Origin of the sequence: Bacillus sp. L_1B0_5 (assembly GCF_000836715.1) — a bacterium.
GTDB classification, from domain to species: domain Bacteria; phylum Bacillota; class Bacilli; order Bacillales; family Bacillaceae_G; genus Bacillus_A; species Bacillus_A thuringiensis_S.
In genome coordinates this window covers 1-17,597 of sequence record NZ_JXIS01000042.1, presented here as the reverse complement: position 1 = coordinate 17,597, position 17,597 = coordinate 1, and the positions used below count along the sequence as shown (strand labels likewise).

Genomic DNA, 17,597 nt, shown 5'->3' with positions numbered 1-17,597 from the left:
CATGTTGATCTAAAAAGATTACCTTTTAACATGAAATGTGAATCGTAAACGAAGAATTTTATGGAGAATTTTGAGGAAGTTTTTAAGATACTAAAGTTTGATTTAGAATAATCCTGATGATGTGTTTTTGTAGATATCCGATCTCTAGTACATGCTTGCATATATTAATAAAATCATAAATAAGATGATGAGATTAACATGTTAACCCAAATTAGATAAGTATACTTCGAATATCCATAAAGATAACATTGACATGAAATAAGAAATCGCTATGAGGTTAATATAACATTAACAAAATCTATTCAAACTAAGGACGGATCATCCTAATTGTTAATGTCATGTTGATCAGAGATAGAAAATACCATTTAGACTTAGAGATACTAGTTATTCTAATGGGTGTTTATGACTTAAACCTCTTAAAAAGTTAATAAAAGTAATTGGTAATAAAATATAGCATGCGCTGGTTTGCTAGTTGTTACATTCCATTAACTTAAATGTAGATCCACCAAATAGTTTTGCGTTGATTTATATCTGAGTATCAACAGAGTGATATAACATCTTAAATATTGATATGAAATTAACATCTACACATTTTTGTTTCATTTCATATCAATCTCAATTAATATGTCAATCTCAATCATAGGTATTAGTGTTAGTTAATTCTTTATATGACATTAACATGTCTGGGTTGTGTACTTCAAATTGTGTTGAAAATTAAATGGAGATAGATTTTTTTATAAACCTTCTTGACCAAGGAGGTTTATAAAAAGAATGGTGTAGTATATTTGAAATTTAGTTATAAATAGCAGTTGTAATGTTCAGGTATAAGACTAATTTAGTTGGGCATACTATAAGTATGAGTTCTTTTTTATAGTATTTGAGTGGAAGAAATGGTTTTGAAACTTAGCTATAATAGAAATGATTTTGTACATCATTCAAATTTAAGTATGCGCAAACTAAAAGTCATTTTAATTCTTACGAGGAAAACATGGTATGGATGTATATTCATCATTTGCATGCTTTTTTGTCTAATAATTAAATTAGGAACTCAAAAGTTATTTTATAATCTTTGTTTGCGAAATATGTAATTAATAAGTTGGCTTAGGTATGACCTGGATGGGTTAGTTTAACTTATATTCATCTCTCAATATGTAATTTCATGTCAATGTCAGTTGATATGTTAATATCAACTGAACGTGTTTGTACTACCTTACTGTTTACATAACATTAATATGTTTTAGTTGTTTGCTGTTAGTTATGCTATGAGTACTATAAAGATTGTTTTGTATCTAAAGTTCTCTAAGTATGGAATATATTAAATGAATGGTTTTTTACTTTTGAAATTTAGTTGTAAATATAAATCGAAATTTTGGTATGAAAACCCTGTACTTAGATATACTAATAGTATTACCTGAATTAGGTGATTAAATGACATATGCAAAAAAAGAAAAAGGTTAATCAATTAGAAGCATTATTTTTGTGAGTTTAATTAATAGTTGCGAAGTAGTATTGACATTTAGATATTATAGAGATAATCTTATACATAAGTTTTATTGTTTAAAATTAATATACGAATCGAGAGATATTTAATTCTTGCTAAACGGACACACCGAGGGCATATACCTGCCATTGGTGTGTCTTTTTTTATTTAATAACTAGAAAATGATAAGGAGAGTATTAAAGAATGAATGAAATTATTAGTGAAAGTAAAAGAAGATTTGATAAATATTGTAAAGATAATCAAGTTTTTGAGGAGAGAATTAATTCTCTTATTAACTACTATTTTTTAATGCTTGCTGATCGTGTAAACATTTTACAAGATAGAGAATTTAATAACGAGGTCGAAGAGAAGCAATTTAAAAGCAGTCTCAAAAGATTCGAAACATTATTCCCAGCTGCTGCTAAGAATGCATTTCTAAAAGGATATCAGCTTGGTTTAGAGTTTTTCAAACATCCAGAGACAGTGATTCCGGATTCGCTATTTACAAATCCTAATTTTGTACAAGATATTCCTTTTGCAATTGTAAATGCAGCGGAATTTAGCATTTATGAATTAGTTCGAACGGATGAAACACAAGAATTTAGTGTATTTGCTGTTCGAACGTATGAAGGCATTAAACCCATAATGGAGCAAGTGTTTTGTGAAATTGCATTGTTTGGTGCGGAAATTGCACTTGAGCATGAACGTGAGGAAAGAGGACTGAAAGTAGTAGAAGGAAAAACAACTACTTTTACAAATGTTCCAGTAGATCGTTTATTTACAATTACTCCATCTGTAGCTGCTAATGTTGTGCATGCAGACGGCCGCTGTGAAATCTGGAGTCTAAACTGGAATACGAAATTAACTTTAGATAACCCTTTTATTGAATTAGCACAAGTAACCATTGTTTACAAAGACAAGACAGAAATACAAAAAAATCTTCGGGATGGATTTATATATGAACAAAGTTTATTTAGTGCGGTACCGTTAGAAGAAATTGAGGATCGTTTAGAGGTTAGAGTCAAATATAACCTTATTGATAATATGCCATGTAATTTGGAGGGATTTGAAATAGAATCACTTCTCACCGAACTATTAACAAAAATACAAAACGCAACAAAAGTGCCTTTTGAAAACATGCTATTACTTTAAAGTGATTTTCTATCAAAGAGGAGTTTTTCATAATGAAAAAGATTGTATTAGCTATTAGTGATACTGTGTATACGGCATATTTACGTGAGGATTTTGTTGGTGCAGGATTTGAAGTGGCTGATAGTGATGTCATGCACATAAAGTATTTAGATGAAATTCTAGATACGGAGCAACCTGATATTCTATGTATTAATGACAAACGATTAAATATTGATGCAGGACACGAAGATAAGCGAGAATTAATTATTTTACAGAAGTTAAGAGACATTCGCTTTCAGCGAGATATTCGCATTGTAGTATTTACAGAGCGTGAAAATAATGATGAATTTTTAGCGAAACTGATTTATCTAGGTATCTATGACATTTTTAACTCTCGTAAAATTGACATTGATAATAAAGTCATCCCGCAGCTGCTACAGGAATCGGATATTAAAAATGTAGTGGAAATTGTAGGAACAAGTCAAGCACCGCAACAAACAAAGGTGCCCAAGGTTCTTGTTGATGAGGAAGAAGAGAAAGTATCAAGTGAATTAGAGGAAGGTGGCAAAAATGAACCTTCTTCTAAATCCAATAAACTATTTAAAAACAAACAAAACCGTAAGTCTATTCAGAAGGAAACGTCAAAAGCGCCAATTATTAAAAAACAGTATAAATTGGCTTTTGAGCCAGTATATGAAAAACAAATTGGTATTGCTATTCCAAGACGAACAATTGTTGTGGCCAGCATGAACAGGAGAAGTGGTGCCACTTTTGTTTCACATCTTTTAGCCGCTTACTTAAATGAACTACAGATTGATGTGAATTATATAGAGAATTTATATGATGATGGTTATACGTATCCGTTATTAAAGGGATATACAGAAGCGCCAGAAAACTATCGTAGTGAATTTATGTTGCAGCGATATAAAGAGATGCTACAGAAGGAATCTGATATATTATTAATTCCAAAATGGAAGCAAGGAAGAATAAATTATATTGTAAAGAATCCTATAGTTGACCAAGAGCTGAAAAACGAAACAGAGCAGGACTTCGACCATTTTATTAAGGTTTTATTGGCCAACCAAGAAGCACCTATATCTATTATTGATGCAGGGAGCGATTGGGATAAAGATTTATACCATGAGATATGTGAAATGGCGGATTACATATTCTTTGTAGCGGAACCAGATCTGCATCAATTGCTAAAGATAGCGCATCCTCTTACACAAAAAGAGAGAAAGCTCGTTTCTTACTTAGGTTTAGAGAAAGTGAGGATCATTGGGAACAAGTTTTCTCCTGTACTTTTAAAGCATGAAATAGTAGAAGAATGCTTTGGAGATAAGGTATTAACTGCTTTACCACCATATGAAATAGAAGATGTGTTCGAGTCACAATTGAATAGTAGTACGTTACTATCAAGTCGCAACTATTATAAAGAGTTAGAAGGAATAATGAAGGAAATAGCAGAGTTATTGCTGCCAAATCAATTGTTGAACCCCAAAAAAAGTTCTATTTTAAGCGGATTTCGATTTCGAAAGTCTGAAAATTAAGGAGGGGTGAAGAAAGATGCAAAAATTTATTATAGGTGTCGCCTCATTATTATTATTTGTTGGTTGTTTATTCTTAATGACAGATATGATTATTGGAGATACAACACACACAGATAATAAGTCTGCATTAGAACGTGCTGGAAGTACAGCAATGGATAAAGCCGTAAAAGTAGGTGTTTTGCGAGCAAAAGAAGAAATTGCTATTGACACAGAAATTGCAAAGAAAGAATTTGAAAAGTCTTATAAACAAAATGCAACATTTAAGGATCCTGCATCAAAACGAGAGTTTTCTGCACATGCCGTACAAGAGCAACCTGCAATGATTGCCGTTGAAGGAGATGCCGAAGCTGCTAGTTATACTAAACAATTTGATGAAAAGAAAGGCAGCATTAAGAGTAACGCAAAACACATATTTATTTATGAAGCAGATTCTGACAACAAGAAAACTGGAGGAAACGTGAAATAAATAAGAAAAAGTAGGTGTGTAAGAAATGCAAAATACAGTAACAACAGCGTTTTTTCTAACGCTTTCTTTGTTATTGATAACTCTTATCCCAGAAGGTGTACTGTATGGAATGCAGTTAGTAAAGGCACATGATTTTGCTTCTAGTACAGTAGAGTTAGCAGAACAAACAGGTGGTTTTCAGTACACGTATGAAGGGAAAAACGTAAATCTAATTCCTGATATAGAAAAGAAAATGAAAGAGCAGAATATGGATGGCTGGAAATATGAATATACAAAAGGTCGCGTTGATCATAATCAGTCATTGAATTTTAAGATAAAAGCTGAACATCACTTCTTTATTTTTAAAATGATAGGGATAGATAGTATGAAAGCACCGATATGGGCTAACAAAGAAGGAATGGGACAAATCTATTTCCGTTAAAAATATCAATATGTATAAAAAGAGGTAAATAACTATACTGAAAAGTGTAGTTTTTTTACTGAAAAAATATTTATAAATAAAATATATAGAATTTTTTTACAAATAAATTCCTTTATGGTTATTTTCCCCACACGAAACACTCGTTATAAAAAAACATAAATTAAATAATTTATATGTTAAATTATGTGGATTTTATGTTTAAATTCGGTACAATAAAAGAATCTATGAAAAAACTAATATACTTGGAGGAACAAACTATGGCTAACAAATTTTTAAAAACAGCAACAGCATTAACAATTATGGGTACATCATTGCTAGGAGCAGGAGCATTTACTGCTAAAGCTGATAACACAGACTCATTAAAATTCAATGATGTTCCAGCAAATCACTGGTCTACCAAAGCAATTTATGATTTAACAAATCGTAGAGTAGTGCAAGGGTACGGAAATAATATCTTTGGTTTTGGTGACAATGTAACTCGTGGGCAAGTTGCTCGTATGATTTATATGTACGTAAAACCAGCAGATGCAGATGCTAGCTTCAAAAATCCTTTTATTGATATTAAAGGACATTTGTTTGAAAAAGAAATCTTAGCACTTGCTAAAGCAGGACTTGTGAATGGCTTTGGTGATGGGAAGTATGGTCCAGATGATATTTTAACTCGTGAACAAATGGCACAAGTACTTACAAATGCTTTTAAATTTAAGGAAACGAAAACAACAAAATTTGCAGATATTGATAAAAATTCTTGGTCTTACGGTGCAATTAGTGCATTAGAAGAAAATGGAGTTACAATTGGTACAGGAGGTAATATGTATTCTCCAAAAATGTTTGTAACACGTGAAGCGTATAGTCAATTTTTATATAACTCTATCAATGTAATTGAAAAAGTAAAGAAACCAGAAGTGAAGCCCGATCCAAAACCTGAAACAAAACCAGAGGAAAAACCAGAAGTGAAGCCCGATCCAAAACCTGAAACGAAACCTGATGTTCAATTGCCTACAGGTATGGATTCTAATCTAGTCACAGAGAATATTGAATATTACCCTGAAGCCGTAGAAAAAATGCCAGTTGTAAAGCAACAAGTCTCGAATGAAGCACAAAGAATAATAAAAGAGGTTAATGGAAGATTCGGTACAAATTTAAAGTATAGTGAAATTAGTAACGATGTATCTTTACTCGATAAAAATATGTATCTTCCTGCAGGTACTATTGGAGCGCAATTTGTTGTGCAATCAGATAATGAAGGGAATTATAAAATTATATTTTTAGATAACAACAAAGCTACAGTATCTTTAACTAAAGAGTGGACGAAATTATTAAGTGGTTTGAACTTAGATAATGAGTTACAGGAAGCAATAGATACACAAAAAACAAAGGTATTTGAGAAAGATAATTTTAAAATCCGTATTGCACACTCAACTGCGGAACATATGATGTATGTTGAAGTGGAAAAGAAATAAAATTGTTATTATGAGAGAAATTTGGTATCATTATACGCGTAATATAACAATAGAATAATTTTACGATAATTACGTGAAGGACACACCTTACGTACCTACCAAAGGTACAGGTGTGTCCTTTTTTGTTTTCTAGGGGGATAAGATATGAAATTAAAAAGTAAATTATTAATTAGTTGTACATCTGCATTGTTGTTATTACCTACATTGGCACATGCAAAGAATAGTGATGTACCCTTCTTTGATGGGAATGAAGAAAAATTCATGAAAGCAAAAGAATTGCAAATGCCAGGAAGGTTTTATCGTCCAGGAAGCGGGTATGCCGCAAAGGAATCACAATATTTAAGTGACTTACATTATCCAGCTGTATATAATGGTTCTTTTAGTTGGGATAACTCCAATGAAAACAAAGTAAAGAATGAAGAACTCTCAGAACCTTTTGTTCGTATTGCTAATGAAGGATACCTAAACAATTTAGTTCCTGCAGGAGATCGTATGGTAACTGAAGTACAAAGAATTAATGATGACGTAATAGCTAGTAAGTATTGGGGGAATCCTGAATTTGTTTTAGCAGAAATACTGAAGTATAGACTTTCGCAGTATCAAGGAAGTAAGGTATATGGCGATTTTTACTGGATTCGTGATATTGCTTATTTATCAGGAGGATATGCTGGATCTGGAGGAAACGCTAATAAATATAATTTGTGGTATGTACGTACAAGTAAGCCTGAAATAAAAGATGTTAAAGCGTCTAGTAGCGAAAAAGATGTACCTGTTAAATTTACATTTAACGGTTTTGAATATGTAAGTAAAAATAAAGGATATAACGATCGAGATCCGAATGGAACAACAATAAACCCTTATCAAAAAGCTGCTGGGGAAAGGAACCGAGTTAAATGGATGTTAGATATTATAAAAGATGGTGAAACTGTATATCATCAAGAAAATTACCTGCGTTCAACTCTGCAAAAAGATAATCAAAAACCAAATGAAGGTGATGCAGGGCAATTTAAGTCAGAAGAATTAAATTGGCAGCCACAAATGTGTGGCCGATATACTGCGAAAATTAAAGTCCTTGATGCTGTTCAGAGGGAATCAAACGAGAAAACTGTTGATTTCACTATAGATGGTAACTGTGGTACTGAAGTAACACCTAACCCAGATCTAGGCGATGAAGATGACTTTAAATATAAAATTGATTTCTCTAGTGACAGAATCGAAGGCGAAACCGCAAGAGAAGGAAAGAATATCAAAACAAGAGTAGATGTATCACGTGATAATTTTAAACCAGAACGTGACCAATATAGAGAAAAGGTAAATAACAATATTAATAAGTCCCAGCAAGAAGTAAATAGTTCTGAATCTGATAGAGATAGTGCGCAGTCTAGTCTTAGTTATTGCCGTCGTAATCCAATTCATGAGGTAGATGCAGAAGGGAACCATCACTATTACGATAGAGACTGCTCTTGGGAAGAAAATAAACTAGATAGTGCAGCAAGTAGACTAGATAATGCAAGAAAGAAACTAGAAAAGGAGAAGAATAAAATTAAAAAGTTAGATGTATTAGAAGAAAAATACACGAATCCTGAAACAGTAGTTGTGTTAAAACATAACGGACAACAAGTGGCATCACAAAAGGTAAGATTAACAGAGGGAGAAAAGAAAACCTTGAACCTTGGCTGGCAACATAAGGGGAAAGGAACAATTCAGGCAGAAATTAACCCTTCTGGTGATCGTCTAGATATAGAAGAAACCACATACAAAAATAACCCTATTAAAACAGCTATCTATGCACCATCTCATGAAAAAGGGATGTGCGGAGTAACGAGTGTAAAAGGTGTGGTAGAAACAGTAAGTGAACGTGTTTCAAAAGAGGACACAGTGGGAGAAATGTTCTATGAAACATTAAGTGGAAGTATTGATAATTTAGCACCGTCTAAGTTACATTCTGGGTACGGTTTTTCGTATGAAGTAAATGGAACATACAAAAATGATTGGAATATCAATTATCCTGGTGTATTTACAAAAACAACGGCACAATATCCATTTGCAGATGAAGGACTAAAAACAACACAAGATTTAGAATCTATTTCTAATACTGGGTTGGCATCAAAATTCCAACCTAAAAATATGTATTTGTCTGAAGTAACAGGACATGTCTTCGATAGTAAAAGACCGACTAAGTCTCTATATTGGGATGGGCAAGAAAAAATTATTGATGGTCAACGCAAATGGTATGCGCCATTAAAAACAAAAGATGGAAAATATTCGTTTAATGTTGAAACAAACCTAGCAGGTGTAAATGAAATGAGCTTGTGCTTGACAAATGAGGTAGAAATCAATGGTGTCTCGTACGATGATTTTAAAAAGAGAAGGGTGCTTGCTGATCTTCCATTCCCTGTACAAACACCAGGTTGGAACTGGGTTGGAAAGGAACATATTATTACTGATTTGTCAAACTGGTATTATATGAAGAATAGAAATTAGTTAAATAGTATTGTATAATAAGTTGAATCAACAAAAGTATATAATCCTTCTTAAACTAGTAGCTGAATGGATAAACCAAAGGCACATCCCTTAATGGGATGTGCCTTTTTTCGTAGAAAGGGGAAGTTTGAATGGATAAAAAGAAAAAACAACGTATGAAATGTGTAATTTTTATTGGAATTATCGCAATGATTGTATCGTTATATATTGGAAGCGAATTTCAAGATCGGAATGGGAAAGGTTATGCTCCTGCAAAGTATTTTGAAACAGGAACAAAATTGATTTCCTTTTAATAATAATTTTGTCTCTTTCATCAACTGTCGTGAAAAGTATTTCCATGCGAGCACCTCTTTTCTCCATAAAATGAAAAAGAAAGAATAGCAACCGACCACCTAGGAATATTCGGTTGCGTTAGATTAATTACAACATGTTTTTGGTATGCTTAATAGGTTGTAAACCTTGTTATAACAGAGTTTTTGGAGGTTTTTTAATTTATGATTACGTGTTTTTAAATAGAAAAAACAGATATTTTTTAGAAATGATTGACACGAAACTATATATATCATAATATTAAGATTGTAATATTAAAGAAAATAAATCCAACATTTTCATATAGACTTTAGATTAGCTAAAAGGACACACCTAAGGCGCATTATGCCATAGGTGTGTCCTTTTTTTGCGTTTAAAGGCTACATAAGGAGGAATACAAACATTGAAGCCATCTAAGTTTCAAAAGAAGCAGATTGCTGCGGTAGGTTTAGCTGCTGCAACAGTAGCGGGTATCTATGGGTACAATCATTTCGCAGTCGAAAATGCAGTAAAACCAACAAAGATTGTTGTAGCCGCAAAGGATATACCTGCGCATACAGAGATTAAAGAAGACATGCTAGTGGAACGAACATTACCTGGTGATGGGATTCCTCCAAATGCATTACGTGTAAGTAAAAAAGAGGTTATAGGTAAGTGGACAAATGATGGGCAGCCCATCACCGAAAATAGCTATCTTTTTAAAAATAAAGTAGTAAAGAAAGAGGAGTTACCTGACTCTGCAATTTTAAATTTGAAAGATGGAGAAGTTGCATTCCCGTTACTCGTTGATTTGGAAACAAGTTCAGGTAATAGTATCATTCCTAACACGTATGTGGACTTATATTTTAAGCAGATTGTGAAGGACGGGGACAATGAGAAGGTAGTATTCGGTGGTCTTTTCCAACGTGTACGTGTTACGGCTGCAAAGGATAGCAATACAGAAGATGCATTTGTACTAGAAAAGAAAGAATCAAAAGAAGAACAAGAAGGAAAACAAAAGCCAAAGGTAACCCGATTATATACATTGGCTGTTTCATCAGAACAACTTCAATATCTAAATCGTGCGAAAACACTTGGAGATGTAATTCCTGTTGCAGTTGGACAAAAGGTAGAACAAACAGGTAAAGAATTAGAACCAGCAGAAGGATTCTCGCAAATATCTGACCAGAAAAATATTTTAGACTATGTAGAGAAGCATTCAACCAATCCCATATCTAAAAGTGTAAAAGAATATGTTGTACAGTATCTGAACGAATCCAAATAAGGAAGGGGCTTTTAAGATGGACCGGCAAGTAAGAATGGTTTCCTTTTATGCGACAAACGAAAACGTAGGAAAAAGTACGTTAAGTATTGCGATGGCAAATGAGTTAGCTCATTTAGGGAAAAAGGTGCTTTATGTAGAAGCGGACCAAGTAAGACCAAACTTCGCGGTTGGAACAGGTCTTAGCCATGAGAGTAAAAACATGCTAGGGCTTGTAAGAAAAGAAAATGAATACAATCTCTTGCAGTATATTTGTACCAAGCAAGATTTATTAGAAAAAAAAGTGAATCCAAGGCTGACGCAAAAATTACACGATAAGATGGATTTTCTGGTGTTTCCATCAGGTTATAGCTTAACTCAATTCCCAGAGATTCAAAACAAAGAATTGTTTGTAACGACATTTATCGAATCACTTGTAGATACAGAATATGACTACATCATTCTATCGGTACCAACTGAATTATCCGAGGTGCTTAGTTACCCAATCCTATACCAATCAGACCTTGTTGTTCATGTGCTAAATGGCAACCCTCGTGGTGCGTTAGCAATTAAAAGAGAATTACAACTAATAGAAGAAGCAAAGCTAACATTGCCTCGTATGATTCATGTTTTGAATATGGGAGACGAGGACTATGTAGAAGATATTGAAAAGCTTTCTTCCCAAAAAATTGAGGTGACAATTCCGTATGACAGAGATCGTACGAGTTATGAATGGGGGATGCAATTTGGTTCCCCGCAAATTAATGCAAAGGTCCATCATATTATGGAAGCAGCTGGTCTTGATATTCCATCCCAGCACTTCTCTATGAAAAAGGGTCTCTTTGGTTTACGAAATTAAAAAGGTGGCAAGTAGTATGTGGGGCTATTTACAGGAAAAACAAGTATCCTTAAAGCGAAATCGAGTGGATTTATATCACTTTGGTTATAGGATTCGTTCTAAATCGGTTCGAAAGTTAGGAACAACTACAGCTCAACAAATTAAAGATATAACAGATGAAATTCGTGCATTTTTAGTAAAAGACCATCGTGATATCTTAAGCGAATCCTTTATGAATAAAGAGAAGAGAACAGCTGTAGAACAAATCATTAAAAGCTTTTTATTGAGTAATCAGGTTGTCATTTCAGAAGTACCTTCTGAACAATTACTAAATATGGTGTGTGACGAAATTGTGGGGTTTGGGATTATAGAACCTTTAAAAGAAGATAAGGATGTAACGGATATTTATATCAATGGAACAAAAGAAATCATTTACGAAAAAATTGGAGAGGGAGAATGTACATTTCCTTACCGATTTGAGACGGAAGAAGAAGTGAAAGCTCTAGCTTATAAGATGGTAAACAGTACATCAGAGTCATTAAATACAGCAAAGCCGTATGTGGACTGCGTGTTTCCATATATCCGTATCAATATTGTTTTAGATGAACTTGGGGGACTCGGAACAACAATAACGATTCGTAAGAATGCGGATCACCTTCGTGCTTCTGAAGAGCGTATGTTATCTACCAATCAAGCGTCAAAAGAGGTGTTGGACTTTTTGGCTGCCGCCGTGAAAGCCAAAATGAATATTCTAGTTGCTGGAGCCACAGGTACAGGGAAATCAGAGTTTATGAAATATCTTGCTTCTCACATTCCGAAAGGAAAGAAAAAAGAACGTACTCTTGTAGTAGAAGATAACCCTGAATTATATTTGCATCGCATTTTTCCAGAACATCATTTTGTTCCGATGCAGTGTAGGGCATCGGAAGTAGAAGAAAATGCAATCGACTTTGATAGATTGTTAACAAATGCTTTACGTCAAGGGCCAAAGCGATTAATTGTAGGGGAATCGAGGGGGAAAGAAGCGTTAAAAATGATTAACTTTTTCCAAACAGGACATCCTGGTTTCACCTCTGTCCATGCAAGAAGTGCAAAAGAAGCAGTTAGGCGTTTAATGCTTATGTGTCTGCAAAGTGGTGCGAATATTGATGCCCAGTATTTATATGAATTGATTTCACAGACATTTGATGTAATTGTCTTTTTGGAAAAGAAAGATGATGGAAATCGTTATATTACAGAGATGATTGAACTATTGGATTATCAGGAAGATATACAGTTTAATCCATTGTCTCAGTTTATGCCAACATATGAGAAACAAGATGAAATGAATGAAAGAATAGGGAAAATTCATGGCCAACATATTATTACAGGAAGAATATCAGCTGATATGGAGAAGAAATTCCGTTCTTCTACTGTAAATCCAGTTCTTTATGCACCGTTCCTTTCAAAACAGGAGGTGCAATATGCATAGTTTATTAGCCTATGGATGCATATTCTTGATATTTATTAGTGTAGTATTGCTCGTTTTACTTTTTGCAAAATCTAAGGGTTCTGCTCTCTCTCAATTTGTACAAGAAAACGAGAAAGAAGAAAGGCGCTTGGAATTAAGGAATATTAAAGGGATACGAATGTATCTACCACAATCCGTTATCCAAGAAGCTCAAAAGTACGAATGGAAATTGACAAAGAGTATGTACTGGATATATACGATTCTTTCTGGGATGAGTATTGCAGTAGTATTCTATTTTTCTTTTGGTAGAGATCCTTTTACACTGATTACCGTTTTATCTGGATTTTTAGTTCCAAGGTTTCTTCTTTATCGAAGAAAAAAACGTTACTACTTGGTTGTCATTGACCGTCTTTCTATCTATATGAAAGCTGTAGCAAATGCACTTCAAATTAGTAACAATGCAAAACGGGTGTTAGTTCAGGTGAAACCAATGATGCATGAAAGCATTCAAGAAGAAATAGAAAAAGTTTCTCTTTTATTAGAAGGTGGAACCACAATGCATCGTGCATTTAGAGGATTCAATGGAACGTTTAACTTTAGAGAATTGGTTTTCTTCCATGAAATGTTGGAAGTGTGCAGTCGAGAAGGTGGAACAAATTCAGTACAAGTCTTACTAGATATTGCAGAAGATTTTGAAAAACAAAAACTATACCTGGCAAGATTGCGTTCTAGTTTGTCGCAAGCACAACGTGCTTTTGTACAAAACTGCTTAATCGTCATCGCTATGCCGATTGTTATTATGTTGATGTCAAAAGAAGCATATGGATTTTTAGCAGGTTCTATGATGGGGAAAATCGCGTTATCGGTAAATATGTTAATTGTCTTTTTCTTAGCAACCCGTGTAGAAAAGATTGCAAATTATAACCCAACAGAAAGAGGGGAATAAGGTGGCTACGATTTTAGCTGTAGTGGTATTCGTTGTCATGTATTGGGTATTCTCTACCTTTCTACAAAGTAAAAAAGACAGCGGTAGCTTACTTGCAAACTATGTAGAAAATGCAAAACGAATTGAAAAGAAGAATTTAAATCAAATGATGATCGCTCCCTTCCAGTCGTTATCACATAAGTACCTGACAGAAGAAAAGAAAGAGCAGATTCAGAAAAAATTAGAAGAAGCTGGCCTGGATACGAAACCTGAAGAATATTTAAAAATGAAGGTTGCATATCCCATCATTTTCACCTCTGTTTTCTTGATATGTACGGTGTTCCATGATTACTACTTATTTAAAGTGGGTGTTTTAATTTCACCGCTGCTTTATTTCTATCCTGATTATCTATTAAAGAGAAGAATCAAGCAGGCGATAGAAGCTAGGAAGTTCGAATTACCAGAGTATCTAATTCCTATGCTGCAGTTGTTAAAAACACATACAACATTAGAAGCAGTAAAAAAGGCGCAAATATATGCTGGGAGGCATCTTCGTCCGTATGTCTCTACACTTACAGCGGAATTAGAAATGTATGCTGGTTCGGATCAACCATTTCGAAACTTTGCAGCTGCCTTAAATAGTCCAGAAGTAAATACCTTTACGATTGCACTGCAACAAGTGCAAAAAACGGACAAAGTACAGAGTCTTCGCATTATGGACGCACAAATTAAAATGATGCGCGAGTTAAAACATGAGAACTATAACCGTCTCATTCAAAATAAGCCAATGGAAATGAATAAATTTAACGTTGCAGTTATTGGATGTATTGTGATTTATCCAATGGTAATTGTTATTCAATCTTTAATACAAGGATTTGCAAGCTTATAAAAGACATTATCAAAAATGGAATAGGTAAAGGAGCAAGATATATGTTAACGAAAATGAAGAATTGGTTAAAAAATGAAGACTCACAATTATCATCAGAAAATGGTATGTTAATCGCCTTGGCGGTCATCATCGTATTAGTGATTGGCCCGTTTGTATGGAAAGCAATCCAAGGTGGTTATGATACGATCCTGGCACGATTCACAAAAGCATCAAGCAATGCAGATGTGAATTCTTGGAACAAGTAATAGAAGATTTAGATGAATGATGTTTATTACGTATAGCTCAAATAAATGGATAAGGGAGATTCAATCATGTTAGCAAAAATGAAAAGTTGGTTAAAAAATGAGGATTCGCAACTATCATCAGAAAACGGTATGTTAATTGCCTTGGCGGTCATTATCGTATTAGTAATTGGTCCGTTTGTATGGAAAGCAATCCAAGGTGGTTATGATACGATCCTGGCACGATTCACAAAAGCATCAAGCAATGCAGACGTAAATTCTTGGAATAAGTAATTAAAGATTTAAATAGATAAGTTCTAATTTTATTAGATTCTTAAAATCTATATATAAAGGAGACGAAATGAAATGTTAGCAAAAATGAAAAGTTGGTTAAAAAATGAAGACTCACAATTATCATCAGAAAACGGTATGTTAATTGCATTAGCAGTGATTATCGTATTAGTAATTGGTCCGTTCGTATGGAAAGCAATTCAAGGTGGATATGATACAATTCTAGCTCGATTCACAAAAGCATCAAGCAATGCAGATGTAGATTCTTGGAACAAAAAATAAATATAAAAATAAAAGAGGGGGCTACTCTAAAAGTGGTTCCCTTTTTTACACAGCATTTTTATGAAATTAAGAGGGGAGTAAAGAAAATGGGTCTGTATATTGTGGGATTATTACTAAGTTATATGTTCCTAAATGTATTTACTGATTTGAAATATAGAAAAACAAAGAATATGTGGCATCTACTATTCTTAATATTGGGGATAGGAATCACGTATTTTGCCGGAATAAGAACAGGGAAAGAGATTGCAATTGTACTAGTCATGGCCTTAGCGTGTGGTTTATTGCTAGAAACATTTAAATTTTCTTCACCTGGTGATACCAAAATGCTTGTGGTAGTAGGTTTATATGTTAGCAATGTAGTAGAAGAATCGGCTATGCTTACCGCCATTACATTAACAGCTTTCCATTTACTATTCTTTTGGATTGCTAGTGTGTATCGATTAATTAAAATTTTAGGGTTTGTGGGAGCGGTTAAAGACCAATTGGAGCATGCTGCGTCTATATTTGGGGCAAAACTACCAAAGAAAGAAATACAGCTGATACAGAGCTTTCCAGGGGCTTGTTCTATTTTATTAGGAGCAATTGTGTATGTTACTTTCACTATCTATCAAAACGGAGGTATGTTAGCTTGAATAGTAGAATCATTCATCAAAGAGAAACATATATTTATTTCACGATATTCGCACTAATAGGGGTACTTATTGTAAATATGTTCATTAATATGGTTTTTATACTAGCGTATCCGTTACTTATCGGATTAATTGTACAGGTTGTTCTGCTTCAGAAGATGAAAAAACCTTTTTATTGGAGCGGAAAAGAATTAACGGAACAGTTAAAACTAAAGAATATATTTCTAGTAGAATCAAACATTTTAGGGGATGAAGAAGGAACCGTCTATGAGGTGCATCAAATGCCTTTTGGATTCTCTAATGGATTAATTAATAAAGATAAGAGTTATAAAGTCATAAAACAAGAGTATGATAGAAAAGTCAAAGAGGATCTAACGAAAATTGCAAAATGGCAAGTTACAACAAAAGCTAGACTTGTTACGACAACACATTTTCGTTTATATACAATTTGGCAGAAAAATAGTACCGGTTATCAATTGAAAAAAATTGAGGAGTGTGTTGACCCATACGCCAAGATGAACCTTATACAATGGATGATTGCTTCATTTTGTACGACTGGTCGTATTAAGTACGATAAGAAACCAAAAGAGTGGGCAAGCTATGAATGGATTACTTTAAGGTAAATAAAAAAGACAGAAAATAATAAAATGTACCCTATAGAATTGACACTCGAAAAAAGTCTATTCTATAGGGTACATTTTACATTGTATGAGTTTTTTCTCTTTGTGTAGTTTTTCAATAAAAAGAGCGCTTTTAAAGGCGCCCAATGAACAAGATTTATATAAAAAAGGTGCACAAGATATGGTATGTATGCGTCTTAAAATTGGTGCAGATTTAATACAAAATCCTTATTTGAAAACAAGAAGCCCTAGAGTTAGGGCTCTAGGGCTTCTTGTTTTGGTATTCTCACATGGTTTTTCAAAAAGAATAGAACATATTGAAGATAACATGTGAATGTTTCATAAATGTATCAAAAAAGTGAACAAAACTGCTATTGCGGAAGAAGCAGAAATGAAGTTTCTAATACGTAAGTACGTGAAAGGTATTATTTCCAATAAATAAAATGCGCGTGGGACACATAATCATTATTTTATCAGAGGAAAAGAATATGTTATGAACTTGGTTGAATGAAAAAATGAAAATTTTACTTTTAGAGTGAAACTAAACAAAAACGCTATTTGAATAAAAGAAGTTAAATAAGGATGAAGAATAGTCATCTCTTATGCTGGGGAGGTTAACGGATATCCAAATTAAATAAGGGTGATTATGTGTTAAAAGGTAAAGTGATTAGTTTGTTTTTTGGAATTGTAATGGTAGTTTTATTTTTAAATCCGTTAGATATCAAAGCGGTTAATAGTAATGATCAAGAGTTTTATGATTCTTATAATACTTTATTAGCACCATATGCAAGTCAAGTTATCAGAAGGAAGCTTGGACCAGATCATCAGTATAGTTTAACGGATACAAAAATTATAAAAATTGAACGTTTCCCAGAAGAAAACTTTAATTTTATTGTTACAGTTCAATA

At 33.4% G+C, this 17,597-nt stretch carries 19 protein-coding genes; all 19 read left to right on the top strand.

The window, feature by feature from the left end; all coding sequences use genetic code 11:
- Window positions 1-1,684 precede the first annotated feature (1,684 nt).
- Window positions 1,685-2,632: a hypothetical protein gene (locus RT27_RS14165; RefSeq protein ID WP_043936470.1), complete on the top strand. Its 948-nt coding sequence runs from the start codon at window positions 1,685-1,687 to the stop codon at window positions 2,630-2,632.
- 32 nt (window positions 2,633-2,664) lie between these two features.
- Entirely contained in the window at window positions 2,665-4,161 is a 1,497-nt protein-coding gene (locus tag RT27_RS14160) for a hypothetical protein (RefSeq protein WP_043936469.1), read from the top strand.
- Window positions 4,162-4,177: 16 nt separating this feature from the next.
- Window positions 4,178-4,627, top strand: a complete 450-nt coding sequence (locus RT27_RS14155) for a hypothetical protein (protein ID WP_043936468.1) — start codon at window positions 4,178-4,180, stop codon at window positions 4,625-4,627.
- Between the two features lie 25 nt (window positions 4,628-4,652).
- Window positions 4,653-5,048, top strand: a complete 396-nt coding sequence (locus RT27_RS14150) for a DUF4320 family protein (protein ID WP_016083169.1) — start codon at window positions 4,653-4,655, stop codon at window positions 5,046-5,048.
- 224 nt (window positions 5,049-5,272) lie between these two features.
- Window positions 5,273-6,511, top strand: coding sequence for an S-layer homology domain-containing protein (locus RT27_RS14145; protein WP_043936489.1), 1,239 nt, complete (start codon window positions 5,273-5,275; stop codon window positions 6,509-6,511).
- Between the two features lie 144 nt (window positions 6,512-6,655).
- Complete coding sequence (locus RT27_RS14140; protein ID WP_043936467.1) at window positions 6,656-8,995, top strand: hypothetical protein; 2,340 nt, start codon at window positions 6,656-6,658, stop codon at window positions 8,993-8,995.
- Between the two features lie 131 nt (window positions 8,996-9,126).
- Window positions 9,127-9,288 (top strand): hypothetical protein, encoded by a 162-nt coding sequence (locus RT27_RS35240; protein WP_000358414.1) that lies wholly within the window; start codon window positions 9,127-9,129, stop codon window positions 9,286-9,288.
- A 419-nt stretch (window positions 9,289-9,707) separates the two neighbouring features.
- The gene (cpaB, locus tag RT27_RS14130) at window positions 9,708-10,568 is read left to right on the top strand and encodes a Flp pilus assembly protein CpaB (protein WP_043936466.1); all 861 of its coding nucleotides are present in this window, start codon (window positions 9,708-9,710) and stop codon (window positions 10,566-10,568) included.
- 16 nt (window positions 10,569-10,584) lie between these two features.
- Window positions 10,585-11,403 (top strand): AAA family ATPase, encoded by an 819-nt coding sequence (locus RT27_RS14125; protein WP_000375880.1) that lies wholly within the window; start codon window positions 10,585-10,587, stop codon window positions 11,401-11,403.
- A gap of 16 nt (window positions 11,404-11,419) precedes the next feature.
- Window positions 11,420-12,853, top strand: a complete 1,434-nt coding sequence (locus RT27_RS14120) for a CpaF/VirB11 family protein (RefSeq protein WP_043936465.1) — start codon at window positions 11,420-11,422, stop codon at window positions 12,851-12,853.
- Complete coding sequence (locus RT27_RS14115) at window positions 12,846-13,778, top strand: hypothetical protein (protein WP_016083177.1); 933 nt, start codon at window positions 12,846-12,848, stop codon at window positions 13,776-13,778. The genes RT27_RS14120 and RT27_RS14115 overlap by 8 nt, the downstream gene beginning before the upstream one ends.
- A gap of 1 nt (window position 13,779) precedes the next feature.
- Window positions 13,780-14,646 (top strand): hypothetical protein, encoded by an 867-nt coding sequence (locus RT27_RS14110; protein WP_043936464.1) that lies wholly within the window; start codon window positions 13,780-13,782, stop codon window positions 14,644-14,646.
- 41 nt (window positions 14,647-14,687) lie between these two features.
- Window positions 14,688-14,891, top strand: a complete 204-nt coding sequence (locus RT27_RS14105) for a hypothetical protein (RefSeq protein WP_000956353.1) — start codon at window positions 14,688-14,690, stop codon at window positions 14,889-14,891.
- Window positions 14,892-14,957: 66 nt separating this feature from the next.
- A complete protein-coding gene (locus RT27_RS14100) occupies window positions 14,958-15,161 on the top strand; it encodes a hypothetical protein (RefSeq protein WP_000879962.1) in 204 nt (67 codons plus the stop codon).
- 72 nt (window positions 15,162-15,233) lie between these two features.
- The gene (locus RT27_RS14095; RefSeq protein WP_000879960.1) at window positions 15,234-15,440 is read left to right on the top strand and encodes a hypothetical protein; all 207 of its coding nucleotides are present in this window, start codon (window positions 15,234-15,236) and stop codon (window positions 15,438-15,440) included.
- A gap of 86 nt (window positions 15,441-15,526) precedes the next feature.
- Window positions 15,527-16,072: a hypothetical protein gene (locus tag RT27_RS14090; RefSeq protein WP_043936488.1), complete on the top strand. Its 546-nt coding sequence runs from the start codon at window positions 15,527-15,529 to the stop codon at window positions 16,070-16,072.
- Window positions 16,069-16,692, top strand: coding sequence for a hypothetical protein (locus RT27_RS14085; protein WP_043936463.1), 624 nt, complete (start codon window positions 16,069-16,071; stop codon window positions 16,690-16,692). Before RT27_RS14090 ends, RT27_RS14085 begins: the two co-directional genes overlap by 4 nt.
- Before the next feature lie 85 nt (window positions 16,693-16,777).
- Complete coding sequence (locus tag RT27_RS35235; protein WP_231583605.1) at window positions 16,778-17,023, top strand: hypothetical protein; 246 nt, start codon at window positions 16,778-16,780, stop codon at window positions 17,021-17,023.
- Window positions 17,024-17,337: 314 nt separating this feature from the next.
- Window positions 17,338-17,597 (top strand): hypothetical protein (locus RT27_RS14075; protein ID WP_043936461.1); only part of this gene is annotated, 260 nt, incomplete at its 3' end.

What these genes read in the sequence shown, in the direction of transcription:
- RT27_RS14165 (WP_043936470.1), top strand. Translation starts at nt 1,685, where the DNA reads ATGAATGAAATTATTAGTGAAAGTAAAAGAAGATTTGATAAATATTGT.
- RT27_RS14140 (WP_043936467.1), top strand. Translation starts at nt 6,656, where the DNA reads ATGAAATTAAAAAGTAAATTATTAATTAGTTGTACATCTGCATTGTTG.
- RT27_RS14150 (WP_016083169.1), top strand. Translation starts at nt 4,653, where the DNA reads ATGCAAAATACAGTAACAACAGCGTTTTTTCTAACGCTTTCTTTGTTA.
- RT27_RS14145 (WP_043936489.1), top strand. Translation starts at nt 5,273, where the DNA reads ATGAAAAAACTAATATACTTGGAGGAACAAACTATGGCTAACAAATTT.
- RT27_RS14090 (WP_043936488.1), top strand. Translation starts at nt 15,527, where the DNA reads ATGGGTCTGTATATTGTGGGATTATTACTAAGTTATATGTTCCTAAAT.
- RT27_RS35235 (WP_231583605.1), top strand. Translation starts at nt 16,778, where the DNA reads ATGAGTTTTTTCTCTTTGTGTAGTTTTTCAATAAAAAGAGCGCTTTTA.
- RT27_RS14115 (WP_016083177.1), top strand. Translation starts at nt 12,846, where the DNA reads ATGCATAGTTTATTAGCCTATGGATGCATATTCTTGATATTTATTAGT.
- RT27_RS14095 (WP_000879960.1), top strand. Translation starts at nt 15,234, where the DNA reads ATGTTAGCAAAAATGAAAAGTTGGTTAAAAAATGAAGACTCACAATTA.
- RT27_RS14160 (WP_043936469.1), top strand. Translation starts at nt 2,665, where the DNA reads ATGAAAAAGATTGTATTAGCTATTAGTGATACTGTGTATACGGCATAT.
- RT27_RS14120 (WP_043936465.1), top strand. Translation starts at nt 11,420, where the DNA reads ATGTGGGGCTATTTACAGGAAAAACAAGTATCCTTAAAGCGAAATCGA.
- RT27_RS14155 (WP_043936468.1), top strand. Translation starts at nt 4,178, where the DNA reads ATGCAAAAATTTATTATAGGTGTCGCCTCATTATTATTATTTGTTGGT.
- RT27_RS14125 (WP_000375880.1), top strand. Translation starts at nt 10,585, where the DNA reads ATGGACCGGCAAGTAAGAATGGTTTCCTTTTATGCGACAAACGAAAAC.
- RT27_RS14100 (WP_000879962.1), top strand. Translation starts at nt 14,958, where the DNA reads ATGTTAGCAAAAATGAAAAGTTGGTTAAAAAATGAGGATTCGCAACTA.
- RT27_RS14105 (WP_000956353.1), top strand. Translation starts at nt 14,688, where the DNA reads ATGTTAACGAAAATGAAGAATTGGTTAAAAAATGAAGACTCACAATTA.
- RT27_RS35240 (WP_000358414.1), top strand. Translation starts at nt 9,127, where the DNA reads ATGGATAAAAAGAAAAAACAACGTATGAAATGTGTAATTTTTATTGGA.